This window comes from Dyella amyloliquefaciens, from assembly GCF_004296575.1.
In the GTDB taxonomy this organism is placed as follows: Bacteria; Pseudomonadota; Gammaproteobacteria; order Xanthomonadales; family Rhodanobacteraceae; genus Dyella; species Dyella amyloliquefaciens.
The window spans coordinates 114947-134026 of sequence record NZ_SAYT01000006.1 but is presented as its reverse complement, the minus strand read 5'-3'; the positions used below and the strand labels follow the sequence as shown (position 1 = coordinate 134026).

Here is a 19080-nt window from a genome sequence, read left to right as displayed (position 1 = left end):
GCCCGGCCCGCCAACCCTCAACGCGGTACGCGCAAGGTCGAGTCGCGCAAGGCGGACTCGTGATCCACTTCGTCGTGACCGGCGATATCGATGTTGTCCACCACGCTGTGCGCCGGATGGCGCATGGCGGTCGGCGGCACGGTGATCTCGCTGGTGTCGCCGGGCACCACGGTATCGGTCGAGGGCGTGTGCTGCATCGCGTACTCCTGAAAGTCTGTGGATTCTAGCGGCTGCGCCCACACCATCATTTAACCGAATGGTTGACTTTCATCGGGCACGAGTAGATATTCAACCTTATGGTTGAATCTCAAGCCCTCCCGCTCGACGCCGTATTCCAGGCGCTCACCGACCCCACGCGTCGCGCCATGCTGCGTCGGCTCGCCGAGGGCGAGCGCAACATCGGGGAGCTGGCCGCGCCCTTCGACATGTCGCTGGCCGCCGCCTCCAAGCACGTGAAGGTGCTGGAACGGGCGGGTCTGGTGCGGCGTGTCATCCAGGGGCGGACGCATGTCTGCCGGCTGGATCCCGCACCACTGGCCGCTGCCGACGAATGGCTGCGTTTCTACGAGCAGTTCTGGAATCGCCAGCTCGATGCGCTGGATGCCCTGCTCAAGGCCGAGGATCTCGCCAAGGCCCCAACCCCAAGCAAAGGTAAGCCGCGATGAACACGACAGCCCTCCGTTCCCTACGCCTCACCCGACGCTTCGACGCCAGCGCCGAGCGCGTCTTCGACGCCTGGCTCGATCCCGCCACGGCGGGACGCTGGCTGTTCGCCACCGACAGCGGCGAAATGATCAACGTGGACATCGACCCGCGGGTGGGCGGACGTTTCAGCTTCACCCGTCGCGACGGCGAGGATGTGGAGCATGTCGGCGAGTATCTGGAAATCGATCGCCCACGGCGCCTCGTGTTCACTTTCGCCGTACCGAAATACGACCCCGCCGTCACCCGCGTGACCCTCGACATCTCGCCGGTCGGCAAGGGCTGCGAACTCGTGCTGACGCATGAGGACGTGCTGCCGGACTGGGCCGACGCCACGCAGCAGGGCTGGGGCATGATCCTTGGCCATCTTGACGAGAACCTGCACAACCATCCGCCTCGCCAGCAGTTGGCAGCGGACACGATCCGTTTCGAACGCCTGCTTCCCGGCCCCATCGAGCGCGTATGGGCATATCTCACCGAATCGGAGAAGCGGGGCCAATGGCTGTCCAGCGGCACGATGGAGATGCGTGTAGGCAGTCATTTCGAGCTGCATTTCCACCACATCGAGCTGTCACGCAGTCCCGTCCCCGCGCCGGAACGCTTCAAGGACCACGCCGATGGCGTGACCTCGCAGCACCAGGTCACCGCCTGCGATCCGCCTCGGCTACTCGGCTTTACCTGGGGCAACCCTGCCCAGCCTTCCGAAGTCCGTTTTGAGCTGACGCCACAAGGTGACCAGGTGCGCCTGGTGGTTACCCATAGCCGCCTGCCGCCCACGGATATCGCCGGCACCAGCGGTGGCTGGCATACACACCTGGACGTGCTGGCCGATCGCCTGGCGGGCCGCGAGCCCCAACCGTTCTGGCCGATCTTCAGCCGCCATATGGCGCACTACGAGCAGGCGACCAGCGCCTAATCTCTAGCTGCCGGGGAACGCAGGCGCTGCGTGGCGCCTGCGGATCATTTGGCGCGCGGGCGGAATTCCAGCGGCTGTGCACCGTGTGCGGCCGCCGGCGGCTTGGGGCCGCAGGCACCGCAGGTGCTGCAGCCGTCGCTGCAATTGCCGGTGGCCTGCTTCGGCTGCAGGTGGCGGCCCAGCGATCGCTGCCATGCAGAGCGATCCGCGCGATCGAGATGCAGCGCCAGCGACGCCAGCCAGCGGTTGGTGACCTGCGGCGCCAGCTTGCGCAAGGTGATCAGCGCGCCGCACAGCACGACGATGCCGATGATCACGTACTGGACCAGCAGCCCGGTGCTCATGTCAGCAGGCTCGTGATCTGGTAGGTGAGGAACGAGGCCACGTACGCCACCACGAACATGTAGCCGAACGAGATACCCACGTTGCGCCAGCTGTTGGTCTCGCGGCGGATCACCGCGAGCGTCGACATGCACTGCGGCGCAAACGCGAACCACACCAGCAGCGACAGCGCGCTGGCCAACGAGAAGTTGGCGGCCAGCGCCTGCTGCAGGCCCGCACCCTCGCCGCCTACCGCGTACACCGTGGCCAGTGCGGCGACGGCGGTTTCGCGGGCAGCGAACGCCGGGATCAGCGACACGGAGATCTGCCAGTTGAAGCCCAACGGCGCAAAGATGTACTGCAGGCCGCGACCGATGTAGCCGGCCGCGCTGTAGTCGATGGCCGGACCCGTCGCTCCCTGAGGCGGCGCCGGGAAAGTGGAGAGGAACCACATCAGGATGGTCAGCCCCAGGATGATGCCGGTGAGGCGCTTCAGGAAGATCATGCCGCGCTCCCACAGGCCGATCGCCACGTCGCGCACCTTGGGCAGGCGGTAGGACGGCAGCTCCATCAGCAGCGCGTGCTCACTCCGATCGCGGCGGAGCTTCTTCATCACCCAGGCCACCGCCATCGCGCCGACGATGCCGGCGGCATACAGCGCAAACAGGACCAGGCCCTGCATATTGAAGATGCCGAACACCTTGCGCGTGGGAATGAACGCGCCGATCAAGAGCGCATAGACCGGCAGACGCGCCGAACAGGTCATCAGCGGCGCAACCAGGATGGTGGCGAGCCGGTCGCGCGGATCAGTGATGCTGCGCGTACCCATGATGCCGGGAATGGCGCAGGCAAAACTCGACAACAGCGGGATGAACGAGCGCCCGGTGAGACCCACCGACACCATCAGGCGATCGAGCAGGAAAGCGGCGCGCGGCAGGTAGCCCGACTCCTCCAGCACGAGAATGAAGAAGAACAGCACCAGGATTTCCGGCAGGAAGCCGATCACCGTGCCGAGGCCACCGAACACGCCATCGACGATCAGGCTCTGCAGCGGGCCGGCCGGCATCCACGCAGTCGCGTGCTCGCCCAGCCAACCGAAGCCATCGCCGATCAGGTCGGTCATCGGCTTGCCGGCGGCGTACACCGCCTGGAACACCAGGAACATCACCACCGACAGGATCGCCAGGCCAAACACCGGATGCAGCGCCCAGCGGTCCAGCGCGTCGTCGAGCTCGGCAGTGGCGCGCGGCATGGTCACCGTGGCGGCGAGCAGCTCGCGCACCTGCGCGTGCAGGTCGGCGCGGCTGGCCGGGTCATCCGGCTGCGCCGGCGCGGCGTCGGGAATCTCGCCATCCACTCGCGCGATCAACGCCTTCACGCCATCGCGCTTCACCGCGATCGTTTCCACCACCGGCATGCCCAGGCGGCGCGACAGTTCGGGGACATCGATGACGACACCGCGACGGCGCGCGGCATCCATCATGTTCAGCGCCAGCACGATGGGTCGACCCAGTCGCTTCACTTCGAGCACGAAACGCAGGTGCAGGCGCAGGTTGGTGGCGTCGGCCACGCAGATGATCAGGTCCGGCGCGGATTCGCCCGGGTAATTGCCTTCCAGCACGTCGCGGGTGATCTGCTCATCCGGGCTGGCGGCGTCGAAGCTGTAGGTGCCCGGCAGATCCAGCACCTGCAGCACGCGGCCCGAAGGCGCGGTGAAACGACCTTCCTTGCGTTCGACTGTGACGCCGGCGTAGTTCGCCACCTTCTGGCGACCGCCGGTGAGCTGGTTGAACAGCGCCGTCTTGCCGCAATTGGGGTTGCCCACCAAGGCGATGCGCAGGCTGTCGGCGCTCATGCGGCCGTCTCCATGCGCACCATCACGCGCGCCGCTTCGTTACGGCGCAGCGCGAAACGAGTCGAACCGATCTGAATCAGCAGCGGGTCGGCGCCCATGGGTCCGACAGCCACCAGGCGCACCGGCTCGCCTGCCACGAACCCCAGGTCGCGCAAGCGCTGCGCGATCAGGTCGGAAGCATGAGCATCGTCCACTCGGTCCACCACGGCAGTAGCCCCTTTCGGCAGGTCGGACAGGCGCACTGGTCACCAATTCAAATAAGAATGGTTCGCATTGTATCTGAGTCTCACTCCGACTGCAGCGTGGTTCGTTGCCGCTGGTTTCCCTAGCCAAAATTCCATCAAACGTGCAGCTTCTTGCGCCTAAATCGACGCACCGGCGCCCAACCCAACGAACGGCACGGTGACCCATGCAGCGCCTTGGGAAAGACCCCATCCACCCCGATAGCAGGACTACCCCATGCCGCAGCGCCAGCGAATGGCGTGATCCGATGCCGTTCTTTCGGTCGAGCCGTGGCAAAACTTCCCCATCTACCCGAAGAGGTCTTCCATGGCTTGGTTCTCCCGACACGCGACGGGCCTGCGGCTCGAACGCATGCAGTCGTCGGCGCAGTACTCCGATGGCGGCTTCGTCAACACCTACCCCGCCAGCACCCCGCGCATGACGGATGAACAGCCGTCGCTGGTCGACTTCGTCTTTCGTGGCGAGGGACGCACGCCGGCACGACCGCTGCCCGCGCTCGACCCGCGCAACGGCTGGACGCGCCCGGTGGAAACCGGCCTGCGCGCCACCTGGCTCGGTCATTCCACCGTGCTGCTGGAAATCGATGGCGTGCGCATCCTTACCGACCCCGTGTGGGGCGAACGCGCGTCGCCGTTCTCCTTCCTCGGACCCAAGCGCTTCCAGCCCGTGCCGGTGGATATCAGCGCGCTGCCACCACTCGATGCCGTGCTGATCTCGCACGACCACTACGATCATCTGGACTACCCGAGCATCCGCGAGCTGGCGAAGCTGCGCGTGCCTTTCATTACGTCGCTGGGTGTCGGCGTCCACCTGGAAGCCTGGGGCGTACCGGCGGAACGCATCACCGAACTCGATTGGTGGGAACAGGTTTCGCTGCCACGCGGGCTGACCATCACCGCCGCACCCTCGCACCATTTCTCCGGCCGTAGCCTGCGTGACCGCAATGCCACGCTGTGGTCGTCCTTCGCGCTTCGTGGTGAGCGGCATGCCGTGTTCTTCAGCGGCGACACCGGCCTCTCGCCCCACTTCGCCGAGATCGGACAGCGGCTGGGTCCGTTCGACCTGGTGATGATCGAAGTGGGCGCGTTCCATCCCTCCTGGGGCAGCGTGCACCTGGGGCCGGACAATGCCATCGATGCGTGGCGACAGCTCGGCAGCGGCAAGCTGCTGCCGGTGCACTGGGGAACCTTCAACCTCGCCATGCATCCCTGGGCGGAGCCCGCGGACGTATTGCTGGCGAAAGCGCCCGAAGGTCTGGTGATGCCACGCCTGGGCGAATCCATCGAACCCGCGCGTGTCGACGCCGTGCAGCCATGGTGGCGTGATGTGGCACCCGGCCATTGGCAGGGATCGGCGCTGGAAGCGGCTGAATTCCTGGTGCTGCCGGCGAAGGACTGAACTCGCGCAACACTGGCGGCGTCTGCGGCGCCCGGATCACGCGCCGTCGCACGCCGGCGGCCGCGCCGATCACGCGCGAGGTGTTTCGGCCCTAAGATGTCGTCATCCGATGGAGGCCCCATGACCGACAACATTCTTATCGCCGACCACGCCGGCGTTCGCCGTATCACCCTGAACCGTCCGCAGGTGCACAACGCGTTCGACGATAACCTGATCGCGGAGCTCTCCGATGCGCTGGCCGACGCAGGCAGGGACGGCACCGTGCGCGCCGTGGTGCTCACCGGCGAAGGCGCCAGCTTCTCGGCCGGCGCGGACCTCAACTGGATGCGCGGCATGGCCTCGGCCGGCGAAACGGAAAACCGCGAAGACTCGCTGCGCTTGGCGAGCCTGATGCGCACGCTGCAGTACCTGCCCAAGCCGACCGTTGCGCGCGTCAACGGCGCGGCCTATGGCGGCGGCGTAGGCCTTATCGCCTGCTGCGATATCGCCATCGGCGTGGACAGCGCGCGCTTCGGTCTTACCGAGGTCAAGCTGGGCTTGGTTCCCGCCGTCATCTCGCCCTATGTGATCCATGCGATCGGCCTGCGCCACGCGCGCCGCCTGTTCCTCACCGGCGAGCTGTTCGATGCCGCCACCGCATGGGAGATCGGCCTGCTGCACCGCTGCGTGCCTGCCGAACAGCTGGATGAAGCGGTTGACGCCACCCTCGCCCTGCTCGCCAAGGCCGGCCCGGTCGCGCAGGCCGAAGCCAAGCAGCTGGCCCTGCGCATGGCAGGCGCCACCGAGGAAGACGCCGAACGGATCGACCGCGACAACGCCGCGCTGATCGCGCGACTGCGCGTGTCCGACGAAGGTCAGGAAGGCCTCGGCGCCTTCCTTGGCAAGCGCGCGCCGCGCTGGTGCTGACAGGCATCCCGCTTCCCGCTTCGATCGTCCACAAGGAGTGACGCCATGCTCGACCACGTCGGCCTGCATGTTTCCGGTTTCGAACGCAGTCGCGAGTTCTACCGCAAGGTGCTCGAGCCTCTTGGCGCCACCCTGCTGATGGAAGTGACGTCCGAGCAGACCGGCGATGGCGATCACGCGGGCTTCGGCGCCGATGGCAAGCCAAGCTTCTGGATCGGCACGTCACACAACGGTCACCCGGCGGGCCCCGTGCATGTCGCCTTCACGGCCCCTGACCGCGCCGCCGTCGATGCGTTCCATCGTGTCGCCCTTGCGGCGGGAGCCAAGGACAATGGCGCGCCCGGCCTGCGCCCGCACTACCACGAGCATTACTACGGCGCCTTCGTGCTCGATCCCGACGGCCACAACATCGAAGCGGTCTGCCATCGACCGGCATGACCCATCACTGCGGGAGGCCCATGCCTTCCCGCACCCGCGAAGCCGGCGCGCTGGAGGGATACTTGGGGGATCAGACCCAAGGACATCCGCCATGCCACGCCCGATCATGAACATCGCCGACGTTGAACTGCAGGGCTTTCCCCCCGGCATGGGCCCGACGGGCGAAACCGCCGAACGCTATGAAGCGCGCATGGGCCGCTTCTCGGCGCAGATCGGCGCACAGAAACTCGGCTACAACATCACCGCCGTGCCACCGGGCAAGCGCGCGTTCCCCCTGCATTGCCATCGCGTGAACGAGGAAATGTTCTTCATCCTCGAAGGCAGCGGCGAAGTGCGCATCGGCGAGGAGCGCCACGCCATCCGCGCGGGTGATGTCATCGCCTGCCCGCCCGGCGGCCCGGAGGCGGCGCACCAGATCATCAACACCGGCGACACCGAGTTGCGCTATCTCGCCGTCAGCACCAAGCAATCGCCGGAAATCTGCGAGTACCCCGATACCGGCAAGTTCGGAATCATGGCCGAATACCCGCCCGGTGCCGACGGCAAGCCGCAAGGTTTCCGCCACGTGAGCAAGGCGGAGCTAACGGTGGGGTACTGGGAAGGCGAATGACGCCCCGCCATCGCCCGCAAATGTAGGAGCGCACCCAGTGCGCGAAAAGCCTACGCAGCAGTGACGCGCCCCCCCTGAACTCCGTCGCAAAAACCACACACGGCGGCGTCGACGAGGCGCCGCGGTCGCGCACTGGGTGCGCTCCTACACGTAGCGTCACCCTCCGATCATGCTGCGCCGCGCATCGGCTCCGGCACCGCAATCTGCTAGTTTTGACAGCTTCGCATCGACCCCGGAAGCCGCATGTTCCAGCGCGTACTCATTGCCAACCGCGGCGAGATCGCCTGCCGCGTGATCCGCACCTGCCGGCGCCTGGGCATCCACACCATCGCGGTGTATTCGGAAGCCGACGCCAATGCGCAGCACGTGCGCCTGGCGGACGAAGCATGGCCCATCGGCGGCCCGCGTCCCACCGAGTCCTACCTGCGCGGCGATGCCATCCTGGAGGTGGCGCGCAAGAGCGGCGCGCAGGCCATCCATCCGGGTTACGGCTTCCTTTCGGAAAACACCGCGTTCGCACGCGCCTGCACCGATGCCGACATCGCCTTCATCGGCCCGCGCCCGGAGAGCATCGATGCGATGGGTTCCAAGGCCGCAGCCAAGGCGCTGATGGAAAAGCACGACGTGCCGCTGGTGCCGGGGTATCACGGCGAGGACCAGTCGACCGACGTGCTCGCCGAACAAGCGCGTCGCACCGGCTTCCCGCTGATGATCAAGGCGGCCTCCGGCGGCGGCGGCAAAGGCATGCGCATCGTGCGCAGCGAAGGTGAATTCGCCGATGCGCTGGCCTCGGCACAGCGTGAAGCGGCCAGTGCCTTCGGCGACACGCGCGTCATTCTCGAGCGCTATGTCGAACACCCGCGTCATATCGAATTCCAGGTATTCGGCGACAGCCACGGCAACGTCATCCACCTCAACGAACGTGAGTGCTCGGCGCAGCGTCGCTACCAGAAGGTGCTGGAGGAAACGCCCTCGCCCTTCCTCGACGACGCGCGTCGCGCGGCGATGGGCGCCGCCGCCGTGGCCGCCGCTCAGGCGGTGGCCTATGTCGGTGCCGGCACGGTGGAATTCATCGTGGGACAGGACGGCGAGTTCTTCTTCATGGAGATGAATACGCGCCTGCAGGTGGAGCATCCGGTCACCGAAGAAACGCTCGGCCTGGACCTGGTCGAATGGCAGCTGCGTATTGCCGCGGGCGAGGCGCTTCCGTTGACGCAGGACCAGATCCACGCGCGCGGCCACGCCATCGAAGTGCGCCTGTACGCCGAGGATCCCGACCAGAATTTCCTGCCAGGCTCCGGCAAATTGTTGAAGCTGCAACTTCCCACGCCATCGCGCCATGTGCGCCTCGACGGTGGCGTGATCGAAGGCGACACCGTGACGATCTTCTACGACCCGATGATCGCCAAGCTGATCGTGTGGGACCAGGATCGTCCGCAGGCCCTGCAGCGTCTGCGCGACGCCTTGATGGCCAGTGAGATCGTCGGCCCGAAATCCAATATCGCCTTCCTCGAGCGCTTGTCCCGTCACCCCGTCGTGGTCGAGGGGCGCATCGATACCGGCTACCTCGATCGTCATCTGCCGGAGTTCCTGGCGGGCGATGCGGCACCTGATGCCAGTGTGCTGTTTGCCGCGGCCATCGCCGCTCTGATGGACGAGGAACAGGCCGTCGTTGCGGGATCCACCCAAGGTTCCGATCCCTACTCACCCTGGGCACGTGCAGACGCGTGGCGCGTCGGCCACGCCGGCAAGCGCATCGTGGCGCTGTCGCTGCATGGTCAGCGCTACGAAGTCGAAGCCTACGGCCACGCTGGCGACTATCGCCTGCATCATGGCGAGGACAGCGCCGAGGTCCGCGGCGCACGCCGCGATAACGCCACGCTCAGCGCGCGTTTCAATGGCGAGTCGTTGCGCGCTCCCGTGCGCGTCGATGCCTCGCGCATCACCGTGCATGATGCCGATGGCAATCGCCACACCTTCGAGCGCGCCCCCGCCTTCGCCTGGCAATCGAAGGAAAGCGGTGGCGGCAACCAGGTCGTGGCCCCCATGCCAGGCCGCATCGTGCTGGTGAAAGCCAGTGCGGGTGATGCGGTGGAAGAAGGCCAGGAACTGCTGGTGATGGAAGCCATGAAGATGGAGCTGGCCCTGAAGGCGCCACGCGCCGGCACCATCGCCAGCATCGGAGCAGCACAAGGCGATTTCGTCGAAGCGGATGCGGTGCTCGTGCGCTTCGCCGACTGAATCTCAGGCGGCCGAAACGCAGCACTGTCCACGCATTTTCCACACTGCCAGTACCTCCAGCGAGCCAGGTTTTGACCATGAACACGAACAACCACGTACGCATCGTCGAAGTCGGTGCACGCGACGGCCTGCAGAACGAGAAGACGCTGCTGCCGACCGATGTGAAGATCGCATTGATCGATCGCCTGTCCAGCACCGGCCTGCAGTCGATCGAAGCGACCAGCTTCGTCAGCCCCAAGTGGGTGCCGCAGATGGCGGATGCGGCGGAGGTCTACCAGGGCATCCGCAAGGTGCCGGGCGTGAGCTTTCCCGTGCTGGTGCCGAACGAACAGGGCTATGAGCGCGCCCGCGCAGTGGGCGTCACTGAGGTTGCGGTGTTCACCGCCGCCTCCGAAGCGTTCAACCAGAAGAACATCAATGCATCGATCGACGAGTCGATCGAGCGCTTCATGCCGGTGCTCGCCCGCGCGAAAGCCGATGGCGTGAAGGTACGGGGCTATGTCTCCACCGTGCTCGGCTGTCCCTACCAGGGCGAGGTGCCGGTAAGCGACGTGGTGCGCGTGGCGCGCCGCCTGCACGAACTGGGCTGCTACGAGGTTTCGTTGGGCGACACCATTGGCGTCGGCACGCCGGCCAAGGCACGCGCGATGCTGCATGCCGTGGCACAGGAAGTGCCGATGGACGCACTGGCCGTGCATTTCCATGACACCTACGGCCAGGCGCTCGCGAATATCCTGGCCTGCCTCGAGGAAGGCGTGCGCGTGGTGGACAGCGCCGTGTCCGGCACGGGCGGCTGCCCGTATGCCAAGGGCGCCACTGGCAACGTCGCCAGCGAGGACGTGGTGTACATGCTGCACGGCATGGGCATGCACACCGGCATCGACCTGGACATCCTGATCGCCACCGGTGCCTGGCTCGCGGGCCAGTTGCACAAGGAAACGGCGAGCCGCGTGACGCGGGCACGCACTGCCGCCTGACGTGACGCGTCCGGCGCGGTGAGACGGACTGGGTACATCATGCCCTCCCCTCCACACCGCCACGAAACGTTGCCCTCTTGCGATGGATGAGGCATTCACCGAACCGCGCTTCGCTTCGCGCGGGCGCGCCTACGTGTACGTGCTGCCCTGTCGCGACGAAGACCTGCTGAAGATCGGTTTCTCGCGCGAACCGCTGGAGCGCTTTCGCACGCTGCACCGGCGCTTCTTCGAGTTCTTCGATCTGGAGCGTGGCTTGTTGATCGAAGTGGACCGCGTGGCGCAGGCGCGCCGCATCGAGCGTCTGTTTCTTACCTCGTGGATCGAGCAGCGTGCACCCGCTCCGTTGGTCGTGCCGGTTGCGGCCGCCGGGCACACCGAGTGGTATCGCGGCATCGGCGAAGAAGTCACCGCGCGGGCTTACCAACTTGCCCTGGATGAAGGGCTGACGCTGCATCGTCCTCTGCGCCCCTGGCTTGCGGACCAGCTCTCGCAGCGAGCGGACGCGCTTTACGACTGGAGCGAACGGATGCTGGCCGAGGCCAGGCTTGAGCGTGAACACGCGGCCTTGTCGGGCCCGGGGCCCCTGGAATTGGCGCTGCTGGACACGCTGGCCATGTGCGAGGCCATGGGCCTGCCACTGGCCGACCTGCTGCCCGATGCCGTCGCCGAGTGGTACCGCTACGGCGCGCACCGGGCGCTCTACCGCTCCTAGCGCCCGCTCCCTGTCGATTTTCGTCCCATGGTTTCCCGGTTTCGTCGCCGGGATGCCCGTTTCATCGCGAAGCGGGTTCCGTCGGCAGCCGGGCTGGGTATGCTCCGTCCATAGCCATTTCACAGGGTAGTGTCGTGTTCAAGAGCCTGCTGTTCGTTGCTCGACTGGTCGTGGCCTGGTTCCTGGTCCTGCTGTTCGTGGCGCTCGTGCTCGCCGACAGCCCGCCGTTTCGCCATCACGACATGGCTGGCACGGTCGTACTGCTGATCTTCATCGCCCTCTTGATGGTGGTCACCGGCGCGGTATCGCACCTGCGACGGGTGCGACTTGTGGCCGGTCGCGTCGACGACGACACGCTGGGCAACCGCCAGCGCCGCCGCGTGGAAATTCCCTTCGATGCGGACGAGTCGTTCGACCTGCTCGATGCCGCCATACGCGAGCTTCCACGTACCGAAGAAGTGGAAAGCGCACGCGACAGCCTGCAGGTTCGTGCGAAGGTGCAGCGGCCGATCACCTACGGCCACCGTCCATTTGGACGTCTGGACCCCGGAACCTGGTTTGGACACCTGCGCAACCAGATTTTCGCCACGGTGACGCCGGGCGACGGCATCAGCAGCGTGACACTGATCTGCGAACCCGAAGCCGGTGCATGGAGCGACTGGTTCCGCGTGGACGATGGCACCAACCTGGAGAATGCCGAGGCGATTATCCGGGCCATCACCCGTCGCGTCGCCGAGAAGCGCCGCCACGAGAAAGCCCGCGCCGCGCAGTCGGAAAGCGAGAAGGAACGCACCGTCGCCCGCCTGAACCTGCTGCATGCCCAGGTGGAACCGCACTTCCTCTACAACACGCTCGCCAGCGCGCAATACCTCACGCGCACCGATCCTGCCCAGGCCGACCAGATGCTGGGTCACCTGATCCACTACCTGCGCCACTCGCTGCCGTTGACCGAAGACGCGCTGTCGACCGTGGGCGACGAGCTGGAGCGCACCCGGGCCTACCTGGAGATCATGAAGCTGCGCATGGGTCCGCGACTGGCGCTGGAGATCGATGTGCCCGATGTGCTGCGCCCCATCTCGCTGCCGCCGATGATGCTGCAGACCCTGGTGGAGAATGCGATCAAGCACGGCCTCGAGCGCAAACCCGGCGGTGGCACGGTATGGATCCGCGCACTTCGCGACGACGGCAAGGTGGCGATCACCGTGGCGGACGACGGACTGGGCTTCACCGGCGCGACGGGCGGCACGGGTATCGGGCTGAAGAACGTGCGCGAACGCCTGCGCCTGATCTACGGTCCCGAAGCCTCGCTGTCGGTCGTGACCAATGCGCCCGAGGGCGTCGCCAGCACCATCATCGTTCCGGTACGTACGGCCAAGGACAATGCGGAGGTCTCATCATGACCACGGCCCTCATCGCCGAAGACGAAGCGCTGCTGCTCAAGGCGCTGCGCGAACTGCTCGCGACGACCTGGCCCGAGCTGGAGATCGTTGCCGAATGCGAGGATGGTGCCAGCGCGCTGGAAGCCATCGACCAGCATCGCCCGGACGTCGCCTTCCTGGACATCCGCATGCCGGGCCTGAGCGGCCTGGAAGTGGCTGCCGCCGCCAGCGAAGCCAGTCCCAACACCCAGGTGGTGTTCACCACGGCCTATGACCAGTACGCCGTGGATGCGTTCGAGCGCGGCGCCATCGACTACCTGCTCAAGCCCATCACGACCGAGCGCCTGGCCGCCACCGTGCAGCGCATCAAGATGCGCGCCACGCAGGCGCCGGATGCTTCCGCACTCGCCGCCCTGCTGCGCGACCTGAGCGTCAACAGCGGCTCCGGTCGATCGCCGCTCACCTGGCTCACCGCCAGCAACGGCCGCGAAACGCGCCTGATCATGGTGGACGACGTCGCCTACTTCCGCGCGGACAACAAGTACACGGTGGCGATGACTGCCGAGGGCGAAGCGCTGCTGCGCACGCCCATCCGTGAACTGGCCGCCGTGCTCGACCCCAACACGTTCAAGCAGATTCATCGCTCCACCATCGTCAACCTGCGCGCCGTGGCATCCATCGTCCGCGACGACACCGGCAAGGGCACGCTGCGCCTCAAGCAGCGGCCCGAGACGCTGGTGGTCAGCCAGCCGTTCATGGCTTTGTTCCGAAACATGTAAGCCCCCGTCCACGACGCGCACCCCATCGCGCACGAGATGATCATGAACAAGTTCATTGCTTCGATCTGCCTGCTGCTTTGCCTTACCGGCTGCGAACGAGGACGCACGGTCGTCGTGCATGCCATCGCCAACGGCCACGACGTGGTCTACAGCCAGGTACACGTCATCGGCCAGCTAGCTACCTTCCGCTGCCTGCGCAGCGAGAGTGGCCAGTGTCACTACACCGTGATCGCCGACGACTGTGCCCCGGCCAGCGCCGCCTGCCCGTCACCGCCCAAGCAGTTCAGCGTGGGCCAAGGCGACACCATGACCTTCACCTCGCTGCCGCCGGGCTTCCGCAGCTGCGTCGCCGCCACGGCGGCACCGGACGGCGATTGCGCGCCACTCGCCGCCGCCATCGCCAGCGCCACGCCCTCCCCCTGAAGTCACCTCGCCCCGGCGCGCGGGACCTCGCTAGAATCGGGTCTTCGACGTACGGGGACCCGTGATGCGGTGGAATCGTTGGAAAGTGTGGAGTGGCGTGCTGGCCGCCGTGTTGATGGCGGGCCCGTCGGCAACCTTGGCGGCATCAGCAAAGGGCGATGTCCTGCTGGTTCCCGATCGGGTCTGGACGGCCGAAGGTGATGCTGCCCATGCGGGCTGGGCCGTACTGGTGCATGACGGGGTCATTTCCGCCGCCGGCCCGCTCAACAGCATCAACGCACCGGCCAAAGCCCAGCGCATCGCCCTGCCCGGCACCACGCTGACGCCTGGCCTGATCGACCTGCACTCGCACGTCTTCCTGCATCCCTACAACGAAACGTTGTGGAACGATCAGGTGCTGAAGGAGCCGCAGGACTACCGCACGCTGGAGGCCGCCGCGCACGCGCGCGCCACGCTGATGGCCGGCTTCACCACCCTGCGCGATCTCGGCACCGAGGGTGCCGGGTTTGCCGACGTATCGGTCAAGCGCGCCATCGACGAAGGCATGATTCCCGGGCCACGCCTGTTCATCGCCACGCGCGCCATCGTCGCGACGGCAAGCTACGGGCCGGGGCCACGCGGCTTCCGTCCTGATATCGATCTTCCCGGCGGCGCACAGGAAGTGAGCGGCGTGGATGAGGCGATTCGCGCCACCCGCGAACAGGCCGGCCACGGCGCCGACTGGATCAAGCTGTATGCCGACTATCGCGTCGGCAGCGATGGCAGCACGCAGCCGACCCTGTCGCTGGCGGAGATGAAGGCCATCGTCGACACCGCGCACCTGTCCGGACGCCCGGTGGCCGCGCATGCCTCCAGCGACGAGGGCGTGCATCTCGCGGTGGAAGCCGGCGTGGACAGCATCGAGCACGGCTACGGCGCCAGCGAGTCCACCTTCCGACTGATGAAGCAGCGCGGCGTGGCATACGAGCCCACGCTTACCGCCGTGGAGGCCACCGCGCAATATTTCGAACACTATGTACCCGGCCAGAGCGAGCCGACCGCTCGCATGCGCGAAGCCGAGCGCGCCTTCCGCACGGCGCTCAAGCTGGGCGTCACCATCGGCAACGGAAGCGACGTGGGCGTGTTCACCCACGGCGACAACTGGCGCGAGCCGGCCAACATGGTGCGCGACGGCATGACCGCGCCGCAGGCCCTGCATGCCGCCACCGACGTGGCCGCGCGCATTCTTCGCCAGCAGGACAAGTTCGGGCGCATCGCACCTGGCCTGCGCGCGGATCTCGCCGCGTTCACCGGTGACCCCACCACGCATATCGATGATCTCAAGCAGACCGCCTTCGTGATGAAGGACGGCACCATCTACCGCACCCCGCAGAACACGCCATGAGCGATTACCTGATCCGTCCCATCGAGGCGCGCGACAACGCCGCCATGGCCCGCATCATCCGTGCCGTGATGCCGGAATTCGGCGCCGATGGCCCGGGCTTCGCCATCCACGATGCGGAAGTGGACACCATGCACGAGGCCTACGGGCGGCCACGCAGCGCGTACTTCGTGGTGGAACGGAACGGCGTCGTCATCGGCGGTGGCGGCGTAGCGCCGCTGGAAGGCGGCGATGCGGATGTCTGCGAACTACGCAAGATGTACTTCCTGCCTGAAGCGCGCGGTATCGGCGCCGGTAGCGCCATGATGCTGCGCTGTCTCGACGCGGCGCGCGCGCAAGGCTTCCGTCGCTGCTACCTGGAGACGCTGACCGGCATGGATGCGGCGCAGGCGCTCTACCGCCGACACGGATTTACCACCTTGTGTGCTCCCATGGGTGGCACCGGTCATTTCAGTTGCGACCAGTTCTTCATCCGCGAGCTGTGAGGTGCCATCGTGGCCAGCCGTGATCCCCGCGTCGACGTGTACATCGCCAAGGCCGCGCCATTCGCTCAGCCGATCCTGGAACACCTGCGCGATGTCGTCCACGAGGCCTGCCCCGAGGTGGAGGAAGGCCTGAAATGGAGCATGCCGTTCTTCAGCTACAAGGGATCGCTCCTGTGCAACATGGCCGCCTTCAAGCAGCACTGCAGCTTCGGCTTCTGGTTGCACAAGGATGTCGCGAGCGAGGCCGGCGATAACGGCATGGGGCAGTTCGGCAAGATCGGGACGCTGAAAGACCTGCCCACGCAGAAGACACTGGTCGCTCACGTGAAGAAGGCCATGTCGCTGATCGATGGCGGCGTGAAACCGAAGCGCAACCCATCGGCCAAACCGCCGGCGGTGGTCCCCGACGATCTGGCCGCCGCATTCGTGCAACGCAAGCACGCCGCATCGCGCAAGACTTTCGAAGGTTTTCCACCGGGCGCCCAGCGCGAATACATCGACTGGATCAACGAGGCCAAGACGGATGCCACGCGCCAGAAGCGCCTGGTGACGACCCTGGAATGGCTGGCCGAAGGCAAGCGTCGCAACTGGAAGTACGAGTCATGTTGAAACCGCCCGTTCTGCAGTTCCACGTCGACGACCCGACCGCCGCCGACATCGGCCCCCTGATCAGGCAACTGGACGGCTATCTCACCGAGCTGTATCCGACCAGCAATATCCATCCGGTGTCGGTGGATGAGCTCACGCCGCCCAACGTCACCTTTCTCACTGCGCGTGTCGATGGCACGCCCGTGGCCTGTGGCGCCTGTGTACGGCACGCGGACTACGTGGAAGTGAAGCGCATGTACGTGCTGCCCGCATGCCGCGGCCTCGGCCTGGGCAAGCAGCTGCTCGAGGCGCTGGAGCGCGAGGTACGGCGCACTGGCAACACGATGATTCGCCTGGAAACCGGCACGGCGCAGACCGAGGCGCTCGAACTCTATGAACGCGCCGGCTACCGCCGCTGCCCGCCGTTCGGCGATCATCGCGCCAACCCCCGCAGCATCTGCATGGAGAAGTCGCTCGCATGATCCGCATCGCCCGCCCCGACGACGCCGAGGCCATCCACGATATCTACACGCCCTCGGTACTGCATGGCGTGGAAACCTTTGAGAACGACCTGCCCGGTGTGGAGGCGATGCGCGGGCGCATCGTCAGCCGCCTGCAGCACTATCCCTGGCTGGTCTGGGAAGACGCCGGCCGCGTACTGGCCTACGCCTACGCCAGCCGCTTCCGCGAACGCGCTGCGTACGACTGGATTGCCGAAACGTCCATCTACGTCCATGTCGATGCACGCCGCCGCGGCATCGCTCGCCGTCTTTACGGCTTCCTGCTCGATGCCATGCAATTGCAGGGCATCAACCAGGCCGTCGGCGTGATCACCCTGCCCGGCAAGAGCAGCGTCACGATGCACGACGCCATGGGTTTCACCCCCGCCGGCGTATGGCGCAGCAGCGGTTACAAGCTGGGCCAATGGTGGGACGTGGGCGTGTGGCAGAAGGAACTGCAGCCGCCGACCACGCCCCCCACGCCGGTCATCCCATTCGCCACGCTACGCGAGAGCGCGGCCTGGACCGCGCTTCTGCAGCAAATCAACAGCTGACCAGGTTCAGTCGAAGTGCGCGGTCAGGCGGAAGTCGAAGCGCACACTGTCCTGATCGGGAATCACCGTCACAAAGGGCTTGGCCACGTCGGCCGAGGCGGTAATCCAGCGGTAGGAGTAGCTGCCGCCCACGCCCGCGCCACTGATCTGCTGGTTGCCAGGGAAGGACGAGGACACCTGGCCATGGTCGACAAAGCCGAACAGGTCCAGCCGTTCGCCCACGGAGCGATGCAGCTCGAGATCCGCGTAGTAGCCACGGGCACCCGATAGCACGCCACGCTCGTAGCCACGCACGCTGCCCGGACCGCCGATCTGGAACAAGTTGGCCGAGGGCAGGTTGCCGGTGGCACTGAACTGCCAGCCCAGGTCTGCGCGCAAGGCCCAGCGCGACTGCCACAGCCGCTGGATGAAATAAGCGCTGCCGGGGGCGATCGTGAAGTCCGATTTGCCCAGCAGGGGCTCGTCGGAACGTATGCGCGTGAAAAGCTGGGTGGCGCCCCAGCGTTGCCCGTCCGACTGGTGCGCCAGACTGGCGCCCAGGGTCCAGGCATTGGTACGCGTGTCAGCGATGTCCTGGCCGCTGATATGTGTGTTGGAGTCGGTGATGGAATAGGAGCCGATGCCGCTGAACAGCCAGTCCAGGGTCGCGATCAACGGCTGGTTGTAGTTGAGCGAGGTGACCGACGAGGTGCCCTGGATGTCGATGTTGCGGAACGCCTGGTTGATCACGTTGATCTGGCTGTGCGAGTAACTGACGCCCAGCCGCCCGTTGTTCGGGAACAGTGGCACCGAGTAGGACACCGAGCCGTCGTTGCCGCCGCTGGAGTGCGCCACGTTGCCGTCCAGCATATCGTCGATGCCAAACAGGCTGTACAGGTGACCCTGCAGGCCGACGCGGTTGCGCCCCGTGCTGTCCACGCCGCCGTTGTCGACAAAGGCATCCAGCGCCCAGCGGCTTGGTTCCTGCACGTCCAGCTGGACGTCGGTGAGCCCGCGCGAGGCGCCCGGCACCAGCACCGCCTGTGCCTGCAGGTCGGTGGTGCGGTTGAGCGTGACCAGCTTGTCGCGCAACTGCTCGGCGTCGACCACCTCGCCTTCCTTCAGGTCGAGGCGCTTGGCCAGGTAGTGGTCACTGACATGCCGCTTGCCCTTGATGGCCACCTTGCCCAGGCGTCCTTCAATCAGGTCCACGTGTACCACGCCATCGACCACCGGCTGGTTCTTGAACAATGCACGTGCCGTGGTGATCTTGCGCGCGCGATACAGGTTGTTCACTGCATCGAGCATCTGCGCGAGTTTGGCGCCATCGACCTCCCTGCCCTCATACGGCTTGACCGCCGCCGCCAGGTCGGCCGGCTTTAGCAGGGCCGAGGGCGTGAACTCGACGCGCTTGAGCACGAAGCGCGCCGTCGTGTGCGCGTTGGCCGCGCCAACCGCCGGCGCGGCCGGCTGCTGCAGCGGATCCGTCTGCTGCACCGGCGGTGGTGTCTGTTGTTGTTGGTAATAGCGCTGCTGGCGCTGGGCATCGTTCTGCAACGTGCTCGGCGTCACCTGCGACTGTGTCTGTGCCTGGGCTACGCCGAGGATTCCACTACTGCATCCCGCTGCCAGCGCCGCGCTCATCACCACGCGGCGCCATGGCGCCGTTCCCCTGTATCCCTGCATGTATCGC

22 protein-coding genes are annotated in these 19080 nt (G+C 66.2%); 17 read left to right on the top strand and 5 right to left on the bottom strand.

Annotated elements, in window-relative coordinates:
• Nucleotides 1-17: 17 nt before the first annotated feature.
• Entirely contained in the window at nucleotides 18-197 is a 180-nt protein-coding gene (locus tag EPB08_RS15470) for a hypothetical protein (protein ID WP_130620017.1), read from the bottom strand.
• Between the two features lie 99 nt (nucleotides 198-296).
• Here EPB08_RS15470 and EPB08_RS15465 point away from each other — a divergent pair, with 99 nt between their 5' ends.
• Both EPB08_RS15465 and EPB08_RS21155 read left to right on the top strand, forming a co-directional pair.
• Nucleotides 297-665, top strand: coding sequence for an ArsR/SmtB family transcription factor (locus EPB08_RS15465; RefSeq protein WP_130620016.1), 369 nt, complete (start codon nucleotides 297-299; stop codon nucleotides 663-665).
• Nucleotides 662-1618 carry an SRPBCC domain-containing protein gene (locus EPB08_RS21155; RefSeq protein WP_205746365.1) on the top strand — a complete coding sequence of 319 codons (957 nt, stop codon included), beginning with the start codon at nucleotides 662-664 and terminating at the stop codon, nucleotides 1616-1618. Before EPB08_RS15465 ends, EPB08_RS21155 begins: the two co-directional genes overlap by 4 nt.
• 44 nt (nucleotides 1619-1662) lie before the next feature.
• Here EPB08_RS21155 and EPB08_RS15455 read toward each other — a convergent pair whose 3' ends face one another.
• From EPB08_RS15455 to EPB08_RS15445, 3 genes are read right to left on the bottom strand one after another with little or no spacing between them, the layout of a single operon-like run.
• Nucleotides 1663-1962 (bottom strand): DUF6587 family protein, encoded by a 300-nt coding sequence (locus EPB08_RS15455; protein ID WP_130620015.1) that lies wholly within the window; start codon nucleotides 1960-1962, stop codon nucleotides 1663-1665.
• Entirely contained in the window at nucleotides 1959-3794 is a 1836-nt protein-coding gene (gene feoB / locus EPB08_RS15450) for a ferrous iron transporter B (RefSeq protein WP_130620014.1), read from the bottom strand. The genes EPB08_RS15455 and feoB overlap by 4 nt, the downstream gene beginning before the upstream one ends.
• Nucleotides 3791-4036: a FeoA family protein gene (locus tag EPB08_RS15445; RefSeq protein ID WP_130620013.1), complete on the bottom strand. Its 246-nt coding sequence runs from the start codon at nucleotides 4034-4036 to the stop codon at nucleotides 3791-3793. Before EPB08_RS15445 ends, feoB begins: the two co-directional genes overlap by 4 nt.
• Nucleotides 4037-4343: 307 nt before the next feature.
• Between EPB08_RS15445 and EPB08_RS15440 the strand changes: the two genes are divergently transcribed.
• The 15 genes from EPB08_RS15440 (at nucleotide 4344) to EPB08_RS15370 (ending at nucleotide 17408) form a co-directional block, all read left to right on the top strand.
• Nucleotides 4344-5435 carry an MBL fold metallo-hydrolase gene (locus tag EPB08_RS15440; RefSeq protein ID WP_130620012.1) on the top strand — a complete coding sequence of 364 codons (1092 nt, stop codon included), beginning with the start codon at nucleotides 4344-4346 and terminating at the stop codon, nucleotides 5433-5435.
• Nucleotides 5436-5555: 120 nt separating this feature from the next.
• Nucleotides 5556-6341: an enoyl-CoA hydratase/isomerase family protein gene (locus tag EPB08_RS15435; protein ID WP_130620011.1), complete on the top strand. Its 786-nt coding sequence runs from the start codon at nucleotides 5556-5558 to the stop codon at nucleotides 6339-6341.
• A gap of 45 nt (nucleotides 6342-6386) precedes the next feature.
• Nucleotides 6387-6779, top strand: coding sequence for a VOC family protein (locus EPB08_RS15430; RefSeq protein ID WP_130620010.1), 393 nt, complete (start codon nucleotides 6387-6389; stop codon nucleotides 6777-6779).
• 91 nt (nucleotides 6780-6870) lie between these two features.
• Nucleotides 6871-7389: a cupin domain-containing protein gene (locus EPB08_RS15425; protein ID WP_130620009.1), complete on the top strand. Its 519-nt coding sequence runs from the start codon at nucleotides 6871-6873 to the stop codon at nucleotides 7387-7389.
• 243 nt (nucleotides 7390-7632) lie between these two features.
• On the top strand, nucleotides 7633-9630 hold the full coding sequence (locus tag EPB08_RS15420) for an ATP-binding protein (protein WP_130620008.1): 1998 nt from the start codon (nucleotides 7633-7635) through the stop codon (nucleotides 9628-9630).
• A gap of 77 nt (nucleotides 9631-9707) precedes the next feature.
• A complete protein-coding gene (locus EPB08_RS15415; RefSeq protein ID WP_130620007.1) occupies nucleotides 9708-10607 on the top strand; it encodes a hydroxymethylglutaryl-CoA lyase in 900 nt (299 codons plus the stop codon).
• Between the two features lie 82 nt (nucleotides 10608-10689).
• Nucleotides 10690-11319, top strand: a complete 630-nt coding sequence (locus EPB08_RS15410; RefSeq protein ID WP_130620006.1) for a GIY-YIG nuclease family protein — start codon at nucleotides 10690-10692, stop codon at nucleotides 11317-11319.
• Nucleotides 11320-11453: 134 nt separating this feature from the next.
• Complete coding sequence (locus tag EPB08_RS15405; protein ID WP_130620005.1) at nucleotides 11454-12719, top strand: histidine kinase; 1266 nt, start codon at nucleotides 11454-11456, stop codon at nucleotides 12717-12719.
• Nucleotides 12716-13477 (top strand): LytR/AlgR family response regulator transcription factor, encoded by a 762-nt coding sequence (locus EPB08_RS15400; protein ID WP_130620004.1) that lies wholly within the window; start codon nucleotides 12716-12718, stop codon nucleotides 13475-13477. Before EPB08_RS15405 ends, EPB08_RS15400 begins: the two co-directional genes overlap by 4 nt.
• A gap of 42 nt (nucleotides 13478-13519) precedes the next feature.
• Nucleotides 13520-13900, top strand: coding sequence for a hypothetical protein (locus EPB08_RS15395; protein WP_130620003.1), 381 nt, complete (start codon nucleotides 13520-13522; stop codon nucleotides 13898-13900).
• Between the two features lie 115 nt (nucleotides 13901-14015).
• Complete coding sequence (locus EPB08_RS15390) at nucleotides 14016-15284, top strand: metal-dependent hydrolase family protein (RefSeq protein WP_425598265.1); 1269 nt, start codon at nucleotides 14016-14018, stop codon at nucleotides 15282-15284.
• Nucleotides 15281-15766, top strand: coding sequence for a GNAT family N-acetyltransferase (locus tag EPB08_RS15385; protein WP_130620001.1), 486 nt, complete (start codon nucleotides 15281-15283; stop codon nucleotides 15764-15766). The genes EPB08_RS15390 and EPB08_RS15385 overlap by 4 nt, the downstream gene beginning before the upstream one ends.
• 9 nt (nucleotides 15767-15775) lie before the next feature.
• Nucleotides 15776-16375: a YdeI/OmpD-associated family protein gene (locus EPB08_RS15380; protein WP_130620000.1), complete on the top strand. Its 600-nt coding sequence runs from the start codon at nucleotides 15776-15778 to the stop codon at nucleotides 16373-16375.
• A complete protein-coding gene (locus EPB08_RS15375; protein WP_130619999.1) occupies nucleotides 16369-16836 on the top strand; it encodes a GNAT family N-acetyltransferase in 468 nt (155 codons plus the stop codon). The genes EPB08_RS15380 and EPB08_RS15375 overlap by 7 nt, the downstream gene beginning before the upstream one ends.
• Nucleotides 16833-17408 carry a GNAT family N-acetyltransferase gene (locus EPB08_RS15370; protein WP_130619998.1) on the top strand — a complete coding sequence of 192 codons (576 nt, stop codon included), beginning with the start codon at nucleotides 16833-16835 and terminating at the stop codon, nucleotides 17406-17408. Before EPB08_RS15375 ends, EPB08_RS15370 begins: the two co-directional genes overlap by 4 nt.
• A 6-nt stretch (nucleotides 17409-17414) precedes the next feature.
• Here EPB08_RS15370 and EPB08_RS15365 read toward each other — a convergent pair whose 3' ends face one another.
• Nucleotides 17415-19073 (bottom strand): ShlB/FhaC/HecB family hemolysin secretion/activation protein, encoded by a 1659-nt coding sequence (locus tag EPB08_RS15365; protein WP_165418517.1) that lies wholly within the window; start codon nucleotides 19071-19073, stop codon nucleotides 17415-17417.
• Between the last annotated feature and the right edge of the window lie 7 nt (nucleotides 19074-19080).